Source organism: Limnohabitans sp. 2KL-3 (assembly GCF_001269405.1).
In the GTDB taxonomy this organism is placed as follows: domain Bacteria; phylum Pseudomonadota; class Gammaproteobacteria; order Burkholderiales; family Burkholderiaceae_C; genus Limnohabitans_A.
The window spans coordinates 258,858-276,389 of sequence record NZ_CXON01000005.1 but is presented as its reverse complement, the minus strand read 5'-3'; the positions used below and the strand labels follow the sequence as shown (position 1 = coordinate 276,389).

The window sequence follows — 17,532 nt, the reverse complement described above, 5'->3', positions numbered from 1 at the left end:
CACATGAAAAAAGTGCTGGCGGTCATCAACCCCGACTACTTTCTCAATTATTACGACCGACAAATGGGACCGGATGACAGCACCATCGAGTTGCTGCGTCCCGATGGCGGTTTGTTGCTGAGCACGGCCCCATCGTTTGAGCCCAACAGCCAACACAACCTGCGCGTGACACAGCAGCTGCAAGTGTCTGAATCGGGCCAACTGCCCGATGACAGCTACGCGGGCACGCCTTGGTTGACCGCTTACCGGGCTTCTCGCAGTTTTCCCGCCACGGTGGTGGTTCACCTGGACCGGGACAAACTGCTCAGCGTGTGGCGCAGCGAAGCCTGGATGAGTTTGATCTTGGTGGGCACGCTGATGGCCATTGCCTTGATCGGCAGCGGGGTGTATGTGGCCCGATCAAGGCAATGGGCCTCTGAGCGCGAGAACTGGATCAAAGACCTGAACAACCAAAAATACGCACTCGACCAGCATGCCATCGTCAGCGTGTCCGACCTGCAGGGGCACATCACTTATGCCAACGACCGCTTTTGCCACATCAGCGGCTACACGCAGCAAGAGTTGCTGGGGCAGTCGCATCGCCTCATCAATGCGGGCGTGCACCCGGAAGAGTTTTTCGAGACCCTGTGGAGCACGATTGCACAAAGCAGGGTCTGGCACAACGAGATGTGCTGCCGCAAGAAAAATGGCGAGGTGTTTTGGGTCAATGCCACGATCGTGCCCTTTCTGGATGTGGATGGACGGGTGCAGCAATACATCTCCATCAGCACCGACATCACCGATCGAAAGCAGGCCGAAAGATCGTTGCAAATCGCCAAAGAAACGGCCGAACAGGCTACTGGAGCCAAAAGCCAGTTTTTGGCAAACATGAGCCACGAGATTCGCACACCCATGAATGCGATCTTGGGTCTGCTGCAACTGCTGCAGCGCACCGAGATGGATGGGGTGCAAAAAGCCTACGTGACACAAACAGAAAACTCGGCACGCGCACTGCTGGGCCTGCTCAATGACATTCTGGATTTTTCAAAAGTAGAAGCCGGTCAAATGCAACTGGATCTGCAAGCCTTTGGCCTGCAAGATTGGGTGCGTGAATTGAGCGTGATCCTGACGCACAACCTGGGTCCAAAGCCAGTTCAACTCAAAGTCGAAGTGGACCCGAATTTGCCAGACACCCTGCTGGGTGATGACATGCGACTCAGGCAAATTTTGATCAACTTGGGCAGTAACGCGATCAAATTCACCGCGCAAGGCCAGGTGATCATTCGTGTGGCCCAGATCCAGCGCCAGCAAAACGATGTGACCCTCAGGTTTTCTGTGACGGACACCGGCATTGGCATTGCGCCAGAGCACCTGTCGCGCATTTTTGAAGGTTTTTCGCAAGCCGAGGCCAGCACCACACGGCGTTTTGGTGGCACAGGACTGGGGCTGTCCATCTGCAAGCAATTGGTGAAGATGATGGGCGGTGAATTGTGCGTGAACAGCACATTGGGGCAAGGCAGCGAGTTTTCCTTCACCATCCCACTGACGGCTGTGCCAAGCGCCCCGGTCAACACCAAGGCGCCGCCCACCGGGGCCGTCAAAACCCAACGACTTCAGGGCATGCGCTTGTTGGTGGTCGAAGACAATTTGATCAACCAGATGGTGGCTCAAAAACTGCTCTCGCAAGAGGGCGCGGAGGTCACTTTGGCCGACAACGGCGAGCTGGGCATGCGGGCCGCCATCACCGCCGAGCCTGGCTTTGACGCGGTGCTGATGGATGTGCAAATGCCGGTGATGGACGGCTACGAAGCGGCCAAAGCCATCGGCCTGCACATGGGCCACAAGCAGCCGCCCATCATCGCCATGACCGCCAATGCCATGGCCTCTGACCGCCAAGCCTGCCTGGATGCGGGCATGAAAGACCACATTGGCAAGCCCTTCATGCTCGACCAATTGGTGGCACTTTTGCATCGGCACACCGAAAACAAGGCTCAGGCCAACGCAGCGCCTGTCAACGATTGATTCAGATTCAGCTGCGAACCCATGTCGGCAACGGTGCTGACTTGTGCAACACGTCTTGGTGCAGCCAAAGTGCACTCCTGCGTGCACGTTCGGCCACCATTTGCAGCGGCAGTTGCTGGTAATCGTCATTGAACACTTCAAAGCTGTAATCGCCCCGGTAAGCAATGCGGTCCAAGCGCAGCACCAAATCGGCCAATTGTTCACTGTGCACGCCCTCGCCCGGGAACACACGGAATGTGCGGGCTGTGGTCATGCGCTCTTCAAAGGTAGGAGTTTCTTGCCACATGAAGTCCGACAACTGCACCAAAAAGATTTTGGACGGGTCCAGCTCTTCAATCGCGTCGAGCGATGTTTTGGCGGCAAAGATGTGGAAGGAGTCCAAGCCAATACCGAGGTTGGGACAATCAGCGCGACAGACCACGTCCCAGCTGGTCGAAAATTCGTTGACGGTGCGGCCCCACGACAGTGCCTCGTAGGCAATCTTGATGCCCAAAGGCACAGCCAGCATGGCCAGCTTTTTCAGGTCGGCGGCAATCTGATCCAGGTCTTGTGTGGCGTGGCGCGAGGTCGATGAGCAGGCCAGCAAAACCTTGCTGCCGGTGGCGGCGCACATCTCGAGCATGGCCTTGGCAATGTCGAGTTTGTAGCTGTGCAGGTGGCCTGACAACCCTTCAAAGTCGCGCAGCACCTGAAAACCGGTGGGCCGCATGCCGCTGTCGCGCACGGCTGCCACGGCAGCCTGCACACCGCCAGGGTGCGTGACCAGATCGCGGGCCATGAGCATCACCTGAGAAAAGCCTGCACCTTTCATGGCCGCCAGCTTGGCCTCCAGTGTGCCTGCCATGGTGATGGTGTCCATGCCGTAGCCGTCGAGCAAGTTCATGTGATGCCTCACTGGCCAACAAGTTCAAACGCCAACGAGCCCAGGGTGACACGGGTCAGAGCGCCCCGGTCTTCCGGGTGCAATCGGTTGGACTCGACAAACTCCACACCACGGGCCTTGAGCGCAGCCACGGCTTGACCCACATCGGGGACACCCAAACCAATGCGCTGCAAACGCTCAGGGCTGTCGTCGGCATCCATCCAGGGCTCAGGCTCAATGAGTTGCCACAAGAAAGTGCCGCAGGGGCTTTTCATGAGCTTGCCCTTGGGCAGGATGCCAAAGCGCTCTTCATCGGGAATGCCGCTGAAGTCAAACATGTGTTCGTAATAAGTCTGCCAGTCGGCGCTGCGGGCCGCCCCGATGTACTGCACCACCCCAAAGTAACGCATGCCCGACAAAGCAGGCGGGTTCGGGTCCACTGTGGGAATGGGCTTGAAGTCGATGTCGTAAATCGAGAACTCTTGCCAACGGTCCACAAAGTAAAAGCGGCTGCCACCCGGGCCATGGATGGCCGGAATGTGCAACTCCATGGCCTGCGCATGGCTGCCCACGCTCCAAGCCCCCAAATCCAGACACCGAGTGTGCGCTTTCAAGGCGTCCTGGACCCGAAAGGCGACGGCCGAAATCACGGGCTGACCGTCCACCGTGCTGCTCACACGGGCATCGTCGGGGCTGGCATTCACCACCAGGTTCATCGTGCCCTGGCGGTAGAGCGTCACCTCACGCGAGCGGTGCCTGGCCACTGGGCGAAAGCCCATGTTTTCGAGCACCTGACCCAGTGCCTGTGGTCGGCTGGTGGCGTATTCGATGAATTCAATGCCCGCAATGCCCAAACGGTTGGGCATGTCGGGCACGGATTCGCGGTCAACTTTGTTCAAGGTCATCTCTTCGCTCCAGTTGCAATTTGCAGGTGCCCACCCCCGTGGGCGATGGTGTTTTGGGTGTGTCGCACACCCGCCACCCACGGGGTGAGCTCCAACAAAAAGAGGTTCAGTTCATTGGCCGTGGTGATGGGTCAAACAGCTTCAATAACTCAGCCGCGCCACACGGCGCAGCACATCGGCCGTGGTGGTGGGGAGGCCAAAAAATTCCAGGTAGGCCGGAATCTGTTCGTACAGCATGTCGGTGCCCACCTGCGTGCGGCAGCCGCGTGCCTGGGCTGCGGCCAAAAATGCGGTGGTCTCGGCACGCATCACGACCTCGCCCACAAATGTGTTGGGCGACAGGCGCGATACATCGAGGGGCAACGGGTCGCCCTCGTTCATGCCCAAGGGCGTGGCGTTGACGACCAGGTCATGACCCACCGGGTCATTCGACCCGGTGTGCACCTCGATGTGCGGGTAATGGGCTTGGAGCCGCTGGGCCAGCGCCTCGCAGCAGTCGGCATGGACATCAAACAGGCTGATGGCGGCGATGCCCGCGCCCGCCAGCGAAGCGGCAATGGCGCTGCCCACGCCGCCTGTGCCCACCACCAGCACACGCAGGCCTGTCAGGTCCAGACCCTTGCGCTGCACGCCGCGCACAAAACCGGCACCGTCAAACATGTCGCCCACCAAACGGCCATCGGCCAGGCGCTTGACCGCGTTGCAAGCCCCGGCCACACGCACGGTGGCGGTGACGTCATCAAGCAGGCCCACAGTGCTGACCTTGTGCGGCATGGTGATCAGTGCGCCCCGGATGTTTTCCAGCGTGAACACCGACTGGAGGAAGGCCGGGTAGTTCTCGGCTTTGCAACCCATGGGCACCACCACCGCGTTGATGCCCGCCTCATTGAAGTACGGGTTGTAGATCATCGGTGACTTGAAGGTGTGTGTGGGGTAGCCGATGTGCGCGATGAGTTCGGTGTGGCCGTTGATCATGGACTGTGGGAAAGAAGTCCGCAGCGCGGTGGCATGCGAACTGAAGAAATCAGGAAATGCCCCCTTCAATGCAGGGGCTGGTGCCGCTGCAGCGCAAGGCTGCAGCGGTCATATCAAAAGCCAGGCCAAGGCGCGTGCCGTGGCCTTGGGGCTTACTTGCGCAGCTTGGCCAGCTCGGCTTGCAGCTCGGCCACGGTGGCCGCAATCGGCTCGCCGTGCTTGGCAATCACGGGCTTCATCTTCTCGCGCAAGATGGCCACTTCGGCTGCGGGCAAGGTGGTCACTTGCATGCCGCCTTTTTTCAGGTTCTCGAGCAAGCTCGCTTCCTGGGCACGGGCCTGGGCACGCTGGAACTTGGACGACTCGGCAGCGGCATCGCTCAGGATTTTCTTGTCAGCGGCCGAGAGGGTGTCCCAGAACTTTTTGCTGATCACGATCGACTGGGGGTTGTACTGGTGACCGGTCAAGGTCAGGTGCTTTTGCACTTCGTACAACTTGGCGCCGTTGATGGTGGCCACTGGGTTTTCCTGGCCGTCCACCGCCTTTTGCTCCAGGGCTGCGTACAACTCAGGGAATGGCAGAGGTGTGGGGTTGGCACCCAGCGCCTTGACCCAGTCCACGTTGATCGGGTTGGGAATCACGCGCAGTTTCAGGCCTTCGATGTCCGAGACCTTGTTGATGGCGCGGCGGCCATTGGTCAGGTTGCGAAAGCCCAGCTCGTAGTAGCCCAGACCGACCATGCCTTTTTCTTCCAGCTTGGCGTGCATCTTTTTGCCAAAGGCACCGTCGACCACCACATCGGCTTCCTGGCCGCTGGCGAACAAGAAGGGGAAGTCAAACACAGCAAAGTCTTTGACCTGCGATGCAAAGATGCCCGAGTTCATCGAGGCCATCTCCAAGGTGCCGCCCTGAATGGCCGAAACGTTGGCCTGGTCGCTGCCCAATGCGCCACCGGGGAACAGGTTGACCTTGAGTTTGCCGCCGGACTGCTTCTCGACGATCTCTTTGAACTTCTCCATGCCCTGGACGATGGGGTGGCCCGCCGCGTTCTGGTTGGCGAACTTGATGGTCCTGTCTTGCGCCGAAGCCACGCCCATGGCGGCCAGCGCCACGGTGGCGATCAAGGACTTGATGAATACACGTTTCATGAAGGGTCTCCAGAAAAAAGAAGGACGTACGCTGTGCATCAAAGGGCGGGTTGTCAGGCGTACCCGATCAGACATCCACACCCGGGAATCAATAAAACCAACGCGCGGGCACCATCACCAAAGCCGGGAAAGCCACCATGGCAAACATGATGGTGAACTGGGCGATCATGAAAGGCATCACGCCCCGGGTCACCTCGTCCATGCTGATTTTTCCGACACCTGCCACCGCGTTGAGCACCGTGCCCACAGGCGGTGTGATCAAGCCAATGGCGCAATTGATGATGAACAACACACCGAAGTAAATTGGGTCGATGCCTGCCGCCTTCACCACGGGCATGAGCACCGGGGTCAACAGCAAAATGGTGGGCGTCATGTCGAGCGCTGTGCCAATCACAATGATGATCACCATGATGGTGAACATGAGCAAACGGGGGCTGTCGAGCATGGGCTGCAAAATCTCGATCAGCTGGGCAGGCAGATTGGCCACCGTGATGAGCCAAGCCGAGACCATGGCGGCGGCCACCAAAAACATCACGACCGCACTGGTTTTGGCGGAGCTCACAAACAAGGGGTACAGGTCTTTCAGACCCAGCTCGCGGTACACCAAGGTGGAGATGAGCAAGGCGTAAACCGCCGCCACCACAGCCGCTTCGGTCGGAGTGAAGACCCCAAACTTCAGACCAAACACCACAATGAGCGGCATCACCAAAGCCCAGGTGGCTTCACGCATGGCCACGCCAATTTCTCGCAGGGTTTTGCGTGGCGGCACCTGCACCACCTCACGCCGCGCCAGCCACCACCAGGTGACCCAGAGCGAAGCGCCCAGCATGATGCCCGGCACGATGCCGGCCATGAAGAGTTTGGAAATGGACACGTTGCCCGCCACACCAAAGATCACAAAGCCAATGCTGGGTGGAATGACCGGGGCGATGATGCCGGCCGAGGCGATCAAGCCCGCCGAGCGGGCCCGATCGTGGCCTGCCGCCACCATCATGGGCAAGAGCAAAGCCGACAAGGCCGCCGCATCGGCCACCGCAGAGCCCGACAGCGCCGCCATGATCACGGCGGCCATGATGGTCACGTAACCCAGGCCGCCTTTGATGTGGCCCACACAAGCCATGGCAAAGTTCACGATGCGGCGCGACAAGCCCCCCGCGTTCATGACCTCACCGGCCAACATGAAAAACGGCACCGCCAACAAAGGAAAACTGTTGGAGCCTTCGAGCAGGTTTTGCGCGAGGATCTGGGCATCGAACATGTCCAGGTGCCACATCAAGGCGACACCACAAAGCAGCAATGAAAACGCGATCGGGATGCCAATGGCCATCGCGCCCAGCAGAGAAAAAACAAAAATAGCGATCGTCATGTCGGTGTCTCTTGTGCGCTCAGTTTTTGTCCGCGCCGTGCGGCGACTCTTCGGATTCTTGGACCATGACCAAGTCTTCATCACGCGTTTGTCCCGTGAGCAAACGCCACAACTCGGTGATCAATATCAAGCCACCCAGCACCGCAAACACCACACCAGGTGCATAGATCCAGGCCATGGACACTTCCATCACCGCGCTGGTGCTGCCCAGGTTGATCACGGTCTGCTGGTAAGCGCCGCGGAACAACAACCAGCAGATGTACAGCATCAAGCCATAAGACAGCGCCAAGCAAAACTTTTTCCCGCCAGGCCCCAATTTGCCCACCAGCATGTCCGTGCCCAAGTGGCCACGCTCCTTCAAGGCCACGATCGCGCCCATGAAGGTCATCCACACAAACAACCACCGTGACAATTCCTCGGACAAGGTGATGCCCGAGTTGAAGGCATAACGCATGACCACATTGCCAAACACCAGCACCACCATCACGGCCAGACAAGCGGCCATGACCATGCTCAAGGCCTTGCAAAAGCCATCCATGAATTTTTCAAGCAAAACAAGTCTCCTGACAAGGACAAGCACTAATGTACGAACTGGTTAGTTTTTTAAAAACAGGGATAACCCTGACGTGCATTGTGAAAGTACCCTAGCAGTTATGCCGAAATGGAATGACTGACAAAGCGCAGGATCAACTCGACCACATGCACCCGCTTGAGGGTGTTGGCCTTGTCCTGGCTGGCGCGGTCCTGAAAAATCAAGCCAAAGGTGTGACGGTTGGACACATTGAAAAACGTGAAGGCTGAAATCGCCGAGTGGATGTCCACCGGGTCCAGTCCTGACCTGAACAGGCCCTCGGCCACGCCCCGGTCATACACCTCGCGCACCGACTCAATGGCCTTGGTGTTGAGCTGCTGGATGCTCTGGCTCTGGCGCAAATAGTCGCCGCGCTGAATGTTCTCGTTCATCACCAAGCGGATGAAGTCCTCGTTGTTACGGTGGTGGTCATAAGTGAATTCCACCAGCCGCTGCAAGGCCTGCACAGGTGGCAAATCGTCCAGGTGCAGATCAGATTCAATGGCCCGCATGCGCCGGTAAGCTTCTTCCAGCACCGCCAAATACAGCCCATCCTTGCTGCCGAAGTAGTAATAGATCATGCGCTTGCTGGTGCGCGTAGCCGCTGCAATGGCGTCGATGCGGGCCCCGGTGAGGCCTTTGTCAGCAAATTCGTGCGTGGCCACCTGAAGGATCTCGGCCATGGTGCGGGCCGGGTCGTTGGTCCGGCTGGTGCCCGTGGTCGTGGGCGCTGGTGTCTCTGAGGAATGTACCGGTTGGTTCATGCGGGCAGTATAGAGGGGCCTGCACTGGCTTCAAAGCCGCCGTGCTCGCCAGATTGGCAAACAAGTGACGCCCTGCTGCACAAGTCCCGGCTACAGTTGCCGCCAAACTGTTCACTCAAAGGTACACGCATGAAAACAATCGGCATGATCGGCATCGGCATGATGGGCCACGGCATTGCGAGCAATTTGCTCAAACACGGGCATAGCCTCACGGTGCTCGAACACCCTGGCAACCAGCCGCTGGACGGCCTGCTGGCCGCAGGCGCACGCACCTGCACCACGCCCCAGGCCCTGGCTTCGCAGTCGGATGTGATCATTTTGTGCGTGACGGGCACGCCTCAGGTTGAGGCCGTGCTGCTGGGTGAAAACGGAGTTTTAAAGGGCATGCGCCCCGGCACCATCGTCATCGACTGCTCGACTGCCGTGCCCGCCTCGACTGAAAAAGTCGCGGCCATGGTGATCGCCCAAGGCGGGCAGTTTCTCGACTCGCCCATGACACGCACCCCCAAAGAAGCCGCCGAAGGTCGGCTGAACTTGCTGGTGGGTGGCGACGCGGCCTTGTTTGAAACCTGCAAACCCATCCTGGCCTGCTTTGCAGAAAACATCGTGCACACCGGACCGATTGGCTCCGGCCACCGCATGAAGCTCTTGCACAACTACGTGTCGCTGGGCACCGTGACCTTGCTGGCCGAAGCAGCCGCATGCGCCCAACGTGCGGGTGTGGACGCGAGCACCTTTGTGGAAGTCCTGTCCAAAGGCGGGGGCTGGGGCGCGGCGCTCGACCGCCTCAAGCCCACACTCCTCTCGGGCGACACCTCGGGCCTGCGCTTTTCCATGAGCAACGCACTCAAGGACCTGAGCTACTACAACCAGATGGCGATCGACACGCATGCCGACCACACGGTGGCAGAAGCCGTCAAAAACACGCTGGAAGCCGCCTGCCAAGAAGGCGACCCGAACGCGCTGGTGCCCGAGTTGGTGGCGCTGCTGGCCAAACGCCAAACGACCTGAATGCTCAAGCCTGTGGTTTGACGGGCTGGGGTGTTTTCACCATCGTGATCACCCCAAACGGGCAGCGCCGCTCGCACAGGCTACACCCGGTGCAACCCTGTTGATCGTGCAACACCGCATGCTTGCGCCAGGCCACCACCTGCAAACTCAGCACCCCCGGCGGACAAGCCGCCACACACCAGCCGCAACCGGTGCAACGGGGGGTGTGGATGTGGGGAAGCTTCATGTGATTCAAACGACAAAATAAGGACTGCCCGTATCAAGCTTACTGGGACGGAAAATAATCCATCGATCGATTGTCTTCACGAACTCAGTCATGCGGCACCTGCCAATACTTCCAAGCTGAATAACGGTCTCCATCATTATTTTTGTTCTTCGATAGACGCCCTTGAAATGCCCCTCATTTTGTGGAGCCCAACCATACCTACCAAAGAACGCATCTGCGTGATGGCAATCCCATTGAGCTGCAACAAACGCATCGAAGCATCCAGCCCTTGATGAATCAACACCGAGTTGATGCTTTCCAAGTTGGACAACACCACCAGTTGCTCCAACGTGGCCGCATCACGCATATTGCCTTTAATAGTTGGATTGCTTAGCCTCCACTGCCCTGCAGTCTGACCAAACAGAGCTACGTTCAGAAGATCGGCCTCATTGGCGTAAACGGTTGCAGTCTGCGCCCTGGTCAACCGGGCAGGAATGAGGTGAGCCTTGATCGCATCTGTGTGAATTTTGTAGTTCACCTTGGTCAAAGTGCGCTGAAAACTCCAAGCCAGAGAAGTGCTCTTAGCCTCTTCCTCTTTCAGGCGCTGGAATTCTTTGATCAGATAAAGCTTGAACTCCGGACTCAGCCAAGAGCCGAACTCAAACGCAATGTCTTTGTGGGCAAAGGTGCCCCCGTATCGTCCCGCTTTGGCCAGCAAGCCAATAGCGCCTGTCGCCTCGATCCACTTTTTGGCCGACAGATAAAAGCTGTTACGGCCGGCCTCGTTTTTAATTCCATCGAATTCGGGGGAATTAAAACTGGCGTTGTTCAATTGCTCCCAAACGCCTAAGAACAACACGGTGTCCTTGTTTTTAAGCCATTGCTCAATGAGTGCGCTTCCACCTTCAAAGCTTCTCACCATGTCCGTGAGCGATATGTAGTCTTGTTCGTGGCGTGAGACGACAGTGATGGATGATGTCTTGACGGTGATGGTTCGGTTTTTCATGTCGCCTCCGTGGTGGTATTTGGCATCGTGTCTATGATTTTGCGCGCCAAGCCCTTAAACCAGCGGCACCGTCAACTGCGCAATCACCGCCGCCGTATCCGGCCTGACCCCGCGCCACCAGGCAAAGGCCTCGGCCGCTTGCTCGGCCAGCATGCCCACGCCATCGGCCAGTTGCGTGACGCCCGCTTGTTGGGCCAGCTGCAAAAACGGCGTGAGGCCTTTGCCGTAGGTCAGGTCATAGGCCAGGCACCCGGGTGCAAACACACTGGCGGGCAAGGGCGGCAGCTCGGCGCTCAGGCTGGACGAGCTGGCGTTGAGCACCACATCAAACGCCTGTCCCTGCAAGTCGGCATAGCCCAGCCCCTGCACGGGCACTTGGCCGGTCTGGTGCTGCTGAGCGAGCGCCGCCAACTCGTGCGCCTTGGCCACCGTGCGGTTGACGATCACCAGCTCGTCAGGCTGCTCGGCCAGCAAGGGCAGCAAAGCGCCTCGGGTGGCACCACCCGCACCCAAAATCAATACGCGCCGTCCCTTGATCGGACAAGCCAGGTTGTGCACCAAGTCGCGCACCAAGCCCACGCCGTCAAAGTTTTCGGCATAGACCTTGTCGCCCTCGAACTTCATCGCGTTCACCGCCCCCGCCATCTGCGCACTGGGGGCCAGGTCGGTGGCATAGGCAAAAGCGTCGAGCTTGAAAGGCGCGGTCACGTTCATGCCGCGCCCGCCACTGGCCCGAAATGCGTCCACCGTGGCCGCAAACTCGCCCAAGGGGCCGAGCAACTTGCCGTAGTCGATGTCTTGCCCAGTCACCTGCGCAAAAGCGCTGTGGATCAAGGGCGATTTACTTTGTGCAATGGGGTTGCCAATCACGGCGTAACGGTCTGTCATGGGGTCATCTCGAACAACAATCCTTTGATCTTATCGCTGAAGGCCCCATCCCTCTGACCCGTCGGTTCTGAAGCTGAGTTCAATCCGCTCTATCATGTCACCCGCTCAAATGGACCCAAGACGGAGACACGACATGACACTGCAACCCCAAATGTTCGCCTTGCTCTTCACCGTGATCTTGTTGGCGGTCACCACCTACTTTTTGTTGGGCTCCATTCCTCTGTTGATTCTCAAGCACGACAACCCGATGGATTCCCGCTTCATCCGCTCCTTCTACATCACTTACTTTCGCCTCGCCCTGATTGCTGCTTTGGCCGCGGCCATCAGTTTCGCCTTTGCTGGCAAACCCGCTTTGTCCGTGGGCGCGGGCGGCATTGCCTTGCTGACTTGGCTGATGCGCCAACATTTGATCACCCGCATGGACCATTTCGGGGCGCAAATTCGGGCCGATGAGCTGGTGGCGATTCCCGCTTTCAGAAAAATGCACCAATCTGCCATCCTGATCAATGCCACCCAACTGCTGGCCATCTTGGGCAGTCTGGGGTCGTTCTAAAGGCCCGATTCACCGGATCACTGACACGCTGGTGTCAGCTTGGGTGCATGAGATGGCCTAAATTGCCTTCTTCACTCAGGAGACAAACCATGAAAAACCGTCTACCCCTCTGGGCCAGTCTCTGCTTGTTCTGGCTCGGTTTGTGCGGCGCCTTGCAGGCCCAAGAAACCCCGCAAAACGGCAGCTGGATCGTCAAAGACTTCAAGTTCCACACCGGCGAAGTCCTGCCCGAACTGCGGCTGAACTACACCACCTTGGGAGACCCCAAAAATGAAGCCGTGCTGATTTTGCATGGCACCACCGGTTCGGGTGTGGGCATGTTGGGGGCGAATTTTGGTGGAGAGCTTTTTGGGCCAGGGCAAATCCTGGACGCCAAGCGCTACTTTGTGATCCTGCCCGACGCCATTGGCACTGGCAAATCCAGCAAGCCTTCTGACGGGCTGCGGGCCAAGTTTCCGGCCTACAACTACGACGACATGGTCTCGGCCCAGCACCGTTTGGTCACCGAGCACCTGGGCATCCGACATTTGCGTTTGGTCTTGGGCAACTCCATGGGGGGCATGCAAACCTGGATGTGGGCCGTCAAATACCCGGACATGATGGACATCGCTGTGCCCATGGCTTCACTGCCCTCGGCCATGTCGGGTCGCAACTGGATGCTGCGGCGCATGCTGACCGAATCCATCCGCAAAGACCCCTTGTGGATGGGCGGCAACTACAAAGAGCAGCCGCCGAGCTGGCAGTTCGCTTCCGTTTTTTTTGCAACGGCCACCAACGGCGGCAACCAGGGCTTGCAAAAAATTGCAGCCACCAGCGATATGGGTGACGCCTTGCTCAAGCGCCGCCTGACACCTCCGTTGGCGGGTGACGCCAACGACCACCTGTACCAGTGGGAGTCCTCCAAAGACTACGACGTCTCTGCGGGTCTGGAGCGCATCAAAGCCACTGTGCTGGTCATCAATTCGGCCGATGACGAACGCAACCCACCCGAGCTGGGCATTCTGGAAAAAGCATTGCCCCGCATCAAAAATGCCAAAGCCTTGATCATTCCGGGCAGCCCCGACACCTTCGGACACGGCACCACCGGCAATTCGCGATTCTGGAAAACAGAAGTGGGCGCATTGCTGCAGTCCGCTCCCAGATTGCCGCGCTGAAACCCACAGCGCCCTCCGTGACGCCACACCAACCGGTTCACAACCAAGCTCAGCAGCGCCGTCACTGCCGCGCTGCAAAAGCAAGCGCTTGTGAGCTGGCTTCAAGGCCAAGTTCGATAACATGCCGCTGTCAACTCTGAAAACATGGAAGGAGCTATTCGGTGCCTGAAAAGAAAATAGACGCAGAAATGCCATACTTTGCTCAGGATGTGCTGACCTCGATCCAGCAAGCACAGCGCGGCGAAGGCCGGGTGCATCAGGTCCCGCTGTCGGCCGCTGCCGAGGCTCGGGCCAAAGTGGGCCTCACGCAAACAGCCTTTGCGCAGTTGATGGGCGTGTCGGTGCGCACTTTGCAAAACTGGGAGCAAGGCCGCAGCCAACCCTCGGGCGCAGCGCAAACCTTGATCAAAGTCGCGCAGCAATGGCCTGAAATCTTGCGCGCCTTGGCCTGAATTGGTGCCATACCTGCTGTCACCGTTGCTGTCGCCTCGCGGACCCGCCCCCAAAGTCCGATGGCTATACTTTTGAAGATGAAAACAAACAAACCCCTGCGTTTTGAAACTTTGGCTGTGCATGCAGGACACGGCATTGACCCTTCCACCGGGGCGGTGGTCGATCCGATCCACCTGTCCACCACCTTTGAACGGGACCCCGACGGCAGCTACCCGCACGGCTATTTGTATTCGCGCAACCACAACCCCAACCGCAATGGCCTCGAAGCCGCACTCTCGGCGCTCGAAGGCGGCGCGGGCGCTGCCGCTTTTGGCTCGGGCCTGGCCAGTGTCACGGCCATTTTTCAGGGCCTGCAGCCGGGCGACCATGTGCTGGCTCCCGCCGACATTTACCACGGCACGGCCAATGTGCTCAAACACCTGTTTGCCAAGTGGCAGATCAGCGCCAGCTTTGTGGACATGACCCGTCTGGATGTGGTGCGTGCAGCCATGCAGCCCAACACCCGCATCGTCTGGATCGAAACCCCCTCCAACCCCCTGATGCAGTGCGTGGACATTGCCGCCGTGGTCGAGATCGCCCACGCGGGCGGCGCACGCGCCATTGCCGACAACACCTTTGCCTCGCCCGTGTTGCAGCGCCCGCTCGATTTGGGTTGCGACATGGTCATGCACGCCACGACCAAGTACCTGGGCGGCCGCAGCGATGTGCTGGGCGGCGCGGTCATCACGCGCCAGGACGATGCGCACTTTGCCGCCTTGCGCACCGCGCAGCTGTTTGGCGGCGCGGTGCCCTCGCCGTTTGACTGCTGGCTGGTCATGCGCAGCTTGCCCACCCTGCCCTACCGCATGCAGGCGCACTGCGCCAATGCAGGCAAGGTGGCCCGCTTCCTGAGCGAGCACCCGCAAGTCAGCGCCGTGCACTACCCGGGCCTGGAGAACAACGCCTTCCACGCCATCGCCAAAAAGCAGATGTCGGGCTTTGGCGGCATGCTGTCTTTCGAGGTCAAAGGCGGCAAAGACGCGGCCATGGCCCTGGCCGCTCATGTGGAAATCTTCACCCGTGCCACCAGCCTGGGCGGGGTGGAAAGCCTGATCGAGCACCGCGCCTCGATTGAAGGGCCAGAGAGCAAGACCCCGCAGGGCTTGCTGCGTGTCTCGGTGGGCCTGGAGCATGCCGATGACCTGATCGACGACCTGGCGCAAGCCCTTGAACGCGCCAGCGCCTGAGCGCCCCCATGTCGGACCTCGCCCCTCGCTGGCGGTGGCCGTCATTGTTCTGGCCCAGTGCCTGAGCACCTCGCTGTGGTTCAGCCCCAGCGGGGTGGCCGACAGCCTGATGCAGGCGTGGCAACTGAGCGCCGCCGCTTTTGGCTGGCTGCTGGCCGCCACCCAACTGGGTTTCATTGCGGGCACGCTGGCCTTTGCCTTCAGCGGCGCGGCCGACCGGTTTCAGCCCACGCGCATTTTTGTGGTGTGCAGCGCGATCGGGGCGCTGGCGAACGCCGCCGTCACCTGGGGCGTGACCGATTACGGTGTCTTCTGGAGCCTGCGCTTTGTGGTGGGCATGTGCCTAGCGGGCATCTACCCGCTGGGCATGAAGATGCTGGTGCAGCGTGTGGGCAGCAAACCGGCCGCCGCTCTGGGTTGGCTGGTGGGCATGCTGACCTTGGGCACGGCCATGCCGCACGGCTTGCGCGCCTTGGGCCAAAGCTGGCCCTGGCCCGAGGTTTTGTTGGGCTCGTCGGTGCTGGCTGTGGTGGGCGCGGTGCTGGTGGCCTGGATGGGCCAGCCGCCCAAGCAGGCCGCATCTGCGAGTCAACCCACAGCCCCCGCCCCCCTTCGCCTGAACACCCAGGCCTTGCGCGAGGTCATTGCCGTGCGCGGCTTTCGCGCTTCGGCACTGGGCTACTTTGGTCACATGTGGGAGCTGTATGCTTTTTGGAGCGTGCTGCCCTGGCTCAGCCTGCCCATCCACCGCTCGCTGGTGGCCGGTGGCTACGGCTGGGCACCGTCGGTGGCGCTGATGAGTTTTGCGGCCATCGGCATGGGGTTTTTTGGCTGCGTGCTGGGCGGCATGTGGAGCCGCCGTGTGGGCAGTGCGCGGGTGGCGGCCACGGCCTTGACCGCATCGGGCCTGATGTGCCTGGGCTACCCCTTGATTCTCGACACCTGGCCCCTGGTGCAGCTGGGGGCTTTGCTGTTTTGGGGCGTTTGTGTGGTGGCCGATTCGCCGCAGTTTTCGGCCATGTCGTCGCAGCACGCACCACCGCAGTGGCTGGGCAGCGCCCTGGTGCTGCAAAACGGCATCGGTTTTTTGATCACCGTGCTCAGCATCTTGCTGCTGGGCTGGGCCGTGCAGCAGTGGGGCAGCATGGCCCTGTGGCTGTTGGCCCCCGGCCCGGTGCTGGGCCTGTGGGCCTTGCGGCCTTTGTTGTCGCCTGATTTGGAGCGCACGCCATGACCCCCAGCCACCCCGTTGTCGCAGCCGCTCTTTCTTGCCAGGACTGGCTGGTGGGCCTGCGCCAGCAGCTGCATCAATTGCCCGAGCTGTCTTACCGCGAGCAGGCCACGGCCGAGCGCGTCAAGACCGAACTGAGCGCCATGGGCGTGCCCTGGGAAGCGGTCGGCGAACACGGGGTGGTGGCCACGGTCACAGGCCAGCACAGCCGCGCCATGGTGGCGCTGCGGGCCGACATGGACGCCCTGCCCATTCAGGAACAAAACGAGCATTTGCCCTACCGCTCGCAAGTGCCAGGCGTGATGCACGCCTGTGGCCACGACGGACATGTGGCCATGCTGCTGGGCGCGGCGCGGGTGTTGCAGCAGTTCTCGGGCTCGCTGCAAGGCAGCGTGAAACTGTGCTTTCAGCAAGCCGAAGAGCAAGGCGGCGGCACGGCCGAATTGCTGGCCCACCTGGCCGCGTTTCCGGTGCAGCGGGCCTTTGCCATTCATTTGTGGTCCGAAATCGAAGCCGGACAAATCAGCGTGCAGGCCGGGCCACGCATGGCCGCCTGTGATTTGGTGGAGATTGAGCTGAGCGGCGTGGGCTGCCACGGCGCTTCACCCCACAAAGGTGTGGACCCGATTGCGGCAGGCGCGGCTTTGGTGAACAACCTGGCCATGATGATGACCCGCGAAATCAACCCGGCGCACGCGGCCAGCCTGACCTTTGGCAAATTCCAAAGTGGTTTTGCGGGCAACGTGATTCCAAACCAGGCCTTGCTCGCCGGTACATTGCGCACCACCCATTTGGCCGACCAGCAACACCTGCACCAAGCCATCCGGCGCGTGGTGGAGAGCACCGCCGCCAGCTTCAGGGCGCAGGCCCAACTCAACATCCGCAAGGGCGGCTCGATGCTGATCAACGAAGTACGCAGCAGCGCCTTGGCCGCACAATGCGCCAGCGAGCTGTTTGGGGCCGAGGCGGTGATCGATTTCCCGTCACTCATGGTGTCGGAAAACTTTGGCGATTTTCTGGAAAAGTACCCCGGCCTGATGGCCCTGGTCGGCGTGCGCAACGAAGCCCTGGGCGCGTGCCATGCGCACCACCACCCGCAGTTCAACATCGACGAAAGCGCCCTGCACCGGGGCGTGGCCATGCACGCCGAGTTTTCGCTGCGCAGCCTGGCTCAAATCGCCTGAACAGAGGGTGATGGACGCATGGCGCTTTG

18 protein-coding genes are annotated in these 17,532 nt (G+C 60.0%); 8 read left to right on the top strand and 10 right to left on the bottom strand.

What is annotated here, in order from left to right:
* The first annotated feature begins 3 nt into the window (after nucleotides 1–3).
* On the top strand, nucleotides 4–2,001 hold the full coding sequence (locus AMM41_RS09815) for an ATP-binding protein (RefSeq protein ID WP_194944696.1): 1,998 nt from the start codon (nucleotides 4–6) through the stop codon (nucleotides 1,999–2,001).
* 7 nt (nucleotides 2,002–2,008) lie between these two features.
* On the opposite strand, the gene AMM41_RS09810 is transcribed toward AMM41_RS09815, so the two are convergent.
* The 7 genes from AMM41_RS09810 to AMM41_RS09780 form a co-directional block, all read right to left on the bottom strand.
* Nucleotides 2,009–2,884, bottom strand: coding sequence for a sugar phosphate isomerase/epimerase family protein (locus AMM41_RS09810; RefSeq protein ID WP_089956892.1), 876 nt, complete (start codon nucleotides 2,882–2,884; stop codon nucleotides 2,009–2,011).
* 8 nt (nucleotides 2,885–2,892) lie between these two features.
* On the bottom strand, nucleotides 2,893–3,768 hold the full coding sequence (locus AMM41_RS09805) for a 4-hydroxyphenylpyruvate dioxygenase (protein ID WP_089956889.1): 876 nt from the start codon (nucleotides 3,766–3,768) through the stop codon (nucleotides 2,893–2,895).
* Between the two features lie 141 nt (nucleotides 3,769–3,909).
* A complete protein-coding gene (locus AMM41_RS09800; protein WP_089956886.1) occupies nucleotides 3,910–4,743 on the bottom strand; it encodes a shikimate dehydrogenase family protein in 834 nt (277 codons plus the stop codon).
* Between the two features lie 152 nt (nucleotides 4,744–4,895).
* Nucleotides 4,896–5,891, bottom strand: coding sequence for a TRAP transporter substrate-binding protein (locus AMM41_RS09795; RefSeq protein WP_089956884.1), 996 nt, complete (start codon nucleotides 5,889–5,891; stop codon nucleotides 4,896–4,898).
* Between the two features lie 88 nt (nucleotides 5,892–5,979).
* Nucleotides 5,980–7,257, bottom strand: coding sequence for a TRAP transporter large permease subunit (locus AMM41_RS09790; protein WP_089956880.1), 1,278 nt, complete (start codon nucleotides 7,255–7,257; stop codon nucleotides 5,980–5,982).
* A 19-nt stretch (nucleotides 7,258–7,276) separates the two neighbouring features.
* Entirely contained in the window at nucleotides 7,277–7,810 is a 534-nt protein-coding gene (locus tag AMM41_RS09785; protein ID WP_089956877.1) for a TRAP transporter small permease, read from the bottom strand.
* 98 nt (nucleotides 7,811–7,908) lie between these two features.
* Nucleotides 7,909–8,592 carry a TetR/AcrR family transcriptional regulator gene (locus AMM41_RS09780; protein ID WP_089956874.1) on the bottom strand — a complete coding sequence of 228 codons (684 nt, stop codon included), beginning with the start codon at nucleotides 8,590–8,592 and terminating at the stop codon, nucleotides 7,909–7,911.
* Between AMM41_RS09780 and AMM41_RS09775 the strand changes: the two genes are divergently transcribed.
* Nucleotides 8,575–9,603, top strand: coding sequence for an NAD(P)-dependent oxidoreductase (locus AMM41_RS09775; protein ID WP_255350436.1), 1,029 nt, complete (start codon nucleotides 8,575–8,577; stop codon nucleotides 9,601–9,603). The two genes, AMM41_RS09780 and AMM41_RS09775, sit on opposite strands and share 18 nt — an antisense overlap.
* Nucleotides 9,604–9,607: 4 nt before the next feature.
* On the opposite strand, the gene AMM41_RS09770 is transcribed toward AMM41_RS09775, so the two are convergent.
* The 3 genes from AMM41_RS09770 to aroE form a co-directional block, all read right to left on the bottom strand.
* Nucleotides 9,608–9,829 (bottom strand): ATP-binding protein, encoded by a 222-nt coding sequence (locus AMM41_RS09770; RefSeq protein WP_089956868.1) that lies wholly within the window; start codon nucleotides 9,827–9,829, stop codon nucleotides 9,608–9,610.
* Nucleotides 9,830–9,965: 136 nt separating this feature from the next.
* Nucleotides 9,966–10,814, bottom strand: a complete 849-nt coding sequence (locus AMM41_RS09765) for a KilA-N domain-containing protein (protein ID WP_089956865.1) — start codon at nucleotides 10,812–10,814, stop codon at nucleotides 9,966–9,968.
* Between the two features lie 54 nt (nucleotides 10,815–10,868).
* Nucleotides 10,869–11,702, bottom strand: a complete 834-nt coding sequence (gene aroE / locus AMM41_RS09760) for a shikimate dehydrogenase (RefSeq protein WP_089956862.1) — start codon at nucleotides 11,700–11,702, stop codon at nucleotides 10,869–10,871.
* A gap of 133 nt (nucleotides 11,703–11,835) precedes the next feature.
* Between aroE and AMM41_RS09755 the strand changes: the two genes are divergently transcribed.
* The 6 genes from AMM41_RS09755 to AMM41_RS09730 all read left to right on the top strand — a co-directional run bounded on the left by AMM41_RS09755 (nucleotide 11,836) and on the right by AMM41_RS09730 (nucleotide 17,503).
* Entirely contained in the window at nucleotides 11,836–12,255 is a 420-nt protein-coding gene (locus AMM41_RS09755) for a hypothetical protein (protein ID WP_228769204.1), read from the top strand.
* Nucleotides 12,256–12,344: 89 nt separating this feature from the next.
* Entirely contained in the window at nucleotides 12,345–13,409 is a 1,065-nt protein-coding gene (locus AMM41_RS09750; RefSeq protein WP_228769203.1) for an alpha/beta fold hydrolase, read from the top strand.
* Between the two features lie 161 nt (nucleotides 13,410–13,570).
* On the top strand, nucleotides 13,571–13,861 hold the full coding sequence (locus AMM41_RS09745) for a helix-turn-helix domain-containing protein (protein ID WP_228769202.1): 291 nt from the start codon (nucleotides 13,571–13,573) through the stop codon (nucleotides 13,859–13,861).
* Between the two features lie 78 nt (nucleotides 13,862–13,939).
* Nucleotides 13,940–15,088 carry a trans-sulfuration enzyme family protein gene (locus AMM41_RS09740; RefSeq protein ID WP_228769201.1) on the top strand — a complete coding sequence of 383 codons (1,149 nt, stop codon included), beginning with the start codon at nucleotides 13,940–13,942 and terminating at the stop codon, nucleotides 15,086–15,088.
* The gene (locus tag AMM41_RS09735) at nucleotides 15,069–16,322 is read left to right on the top strand and encodes an MFS transporter (RefSeq protein WP_089956859.1); all 1,254 of its coding nucleotides are present in this window, start codon (nucleotides 15,069–15,071) and stop codon (nucleotides 16,320–16,322) included. Before AMM41_RS09740 ends, AMM41_RS09735 begins: the two co-directional genes overlap by 20 nt.
* A complete protein-coding gene (locus AMM41_RS09730; protein WP_089956856.1) occupies nucleotides 16,319–17,503 on the top strand; it encodes a M20 metallopeptidase family protein in 1,185 nt (394 codons plus the stop codon). The genes AMM41_RS09735 and AMM41_RS09730 overlap by 4 nt, the downstream gene beginning before the upstream one ends.
* Nucleotides 17,504–17,532 lie beyond the last annotated feature (29 nt).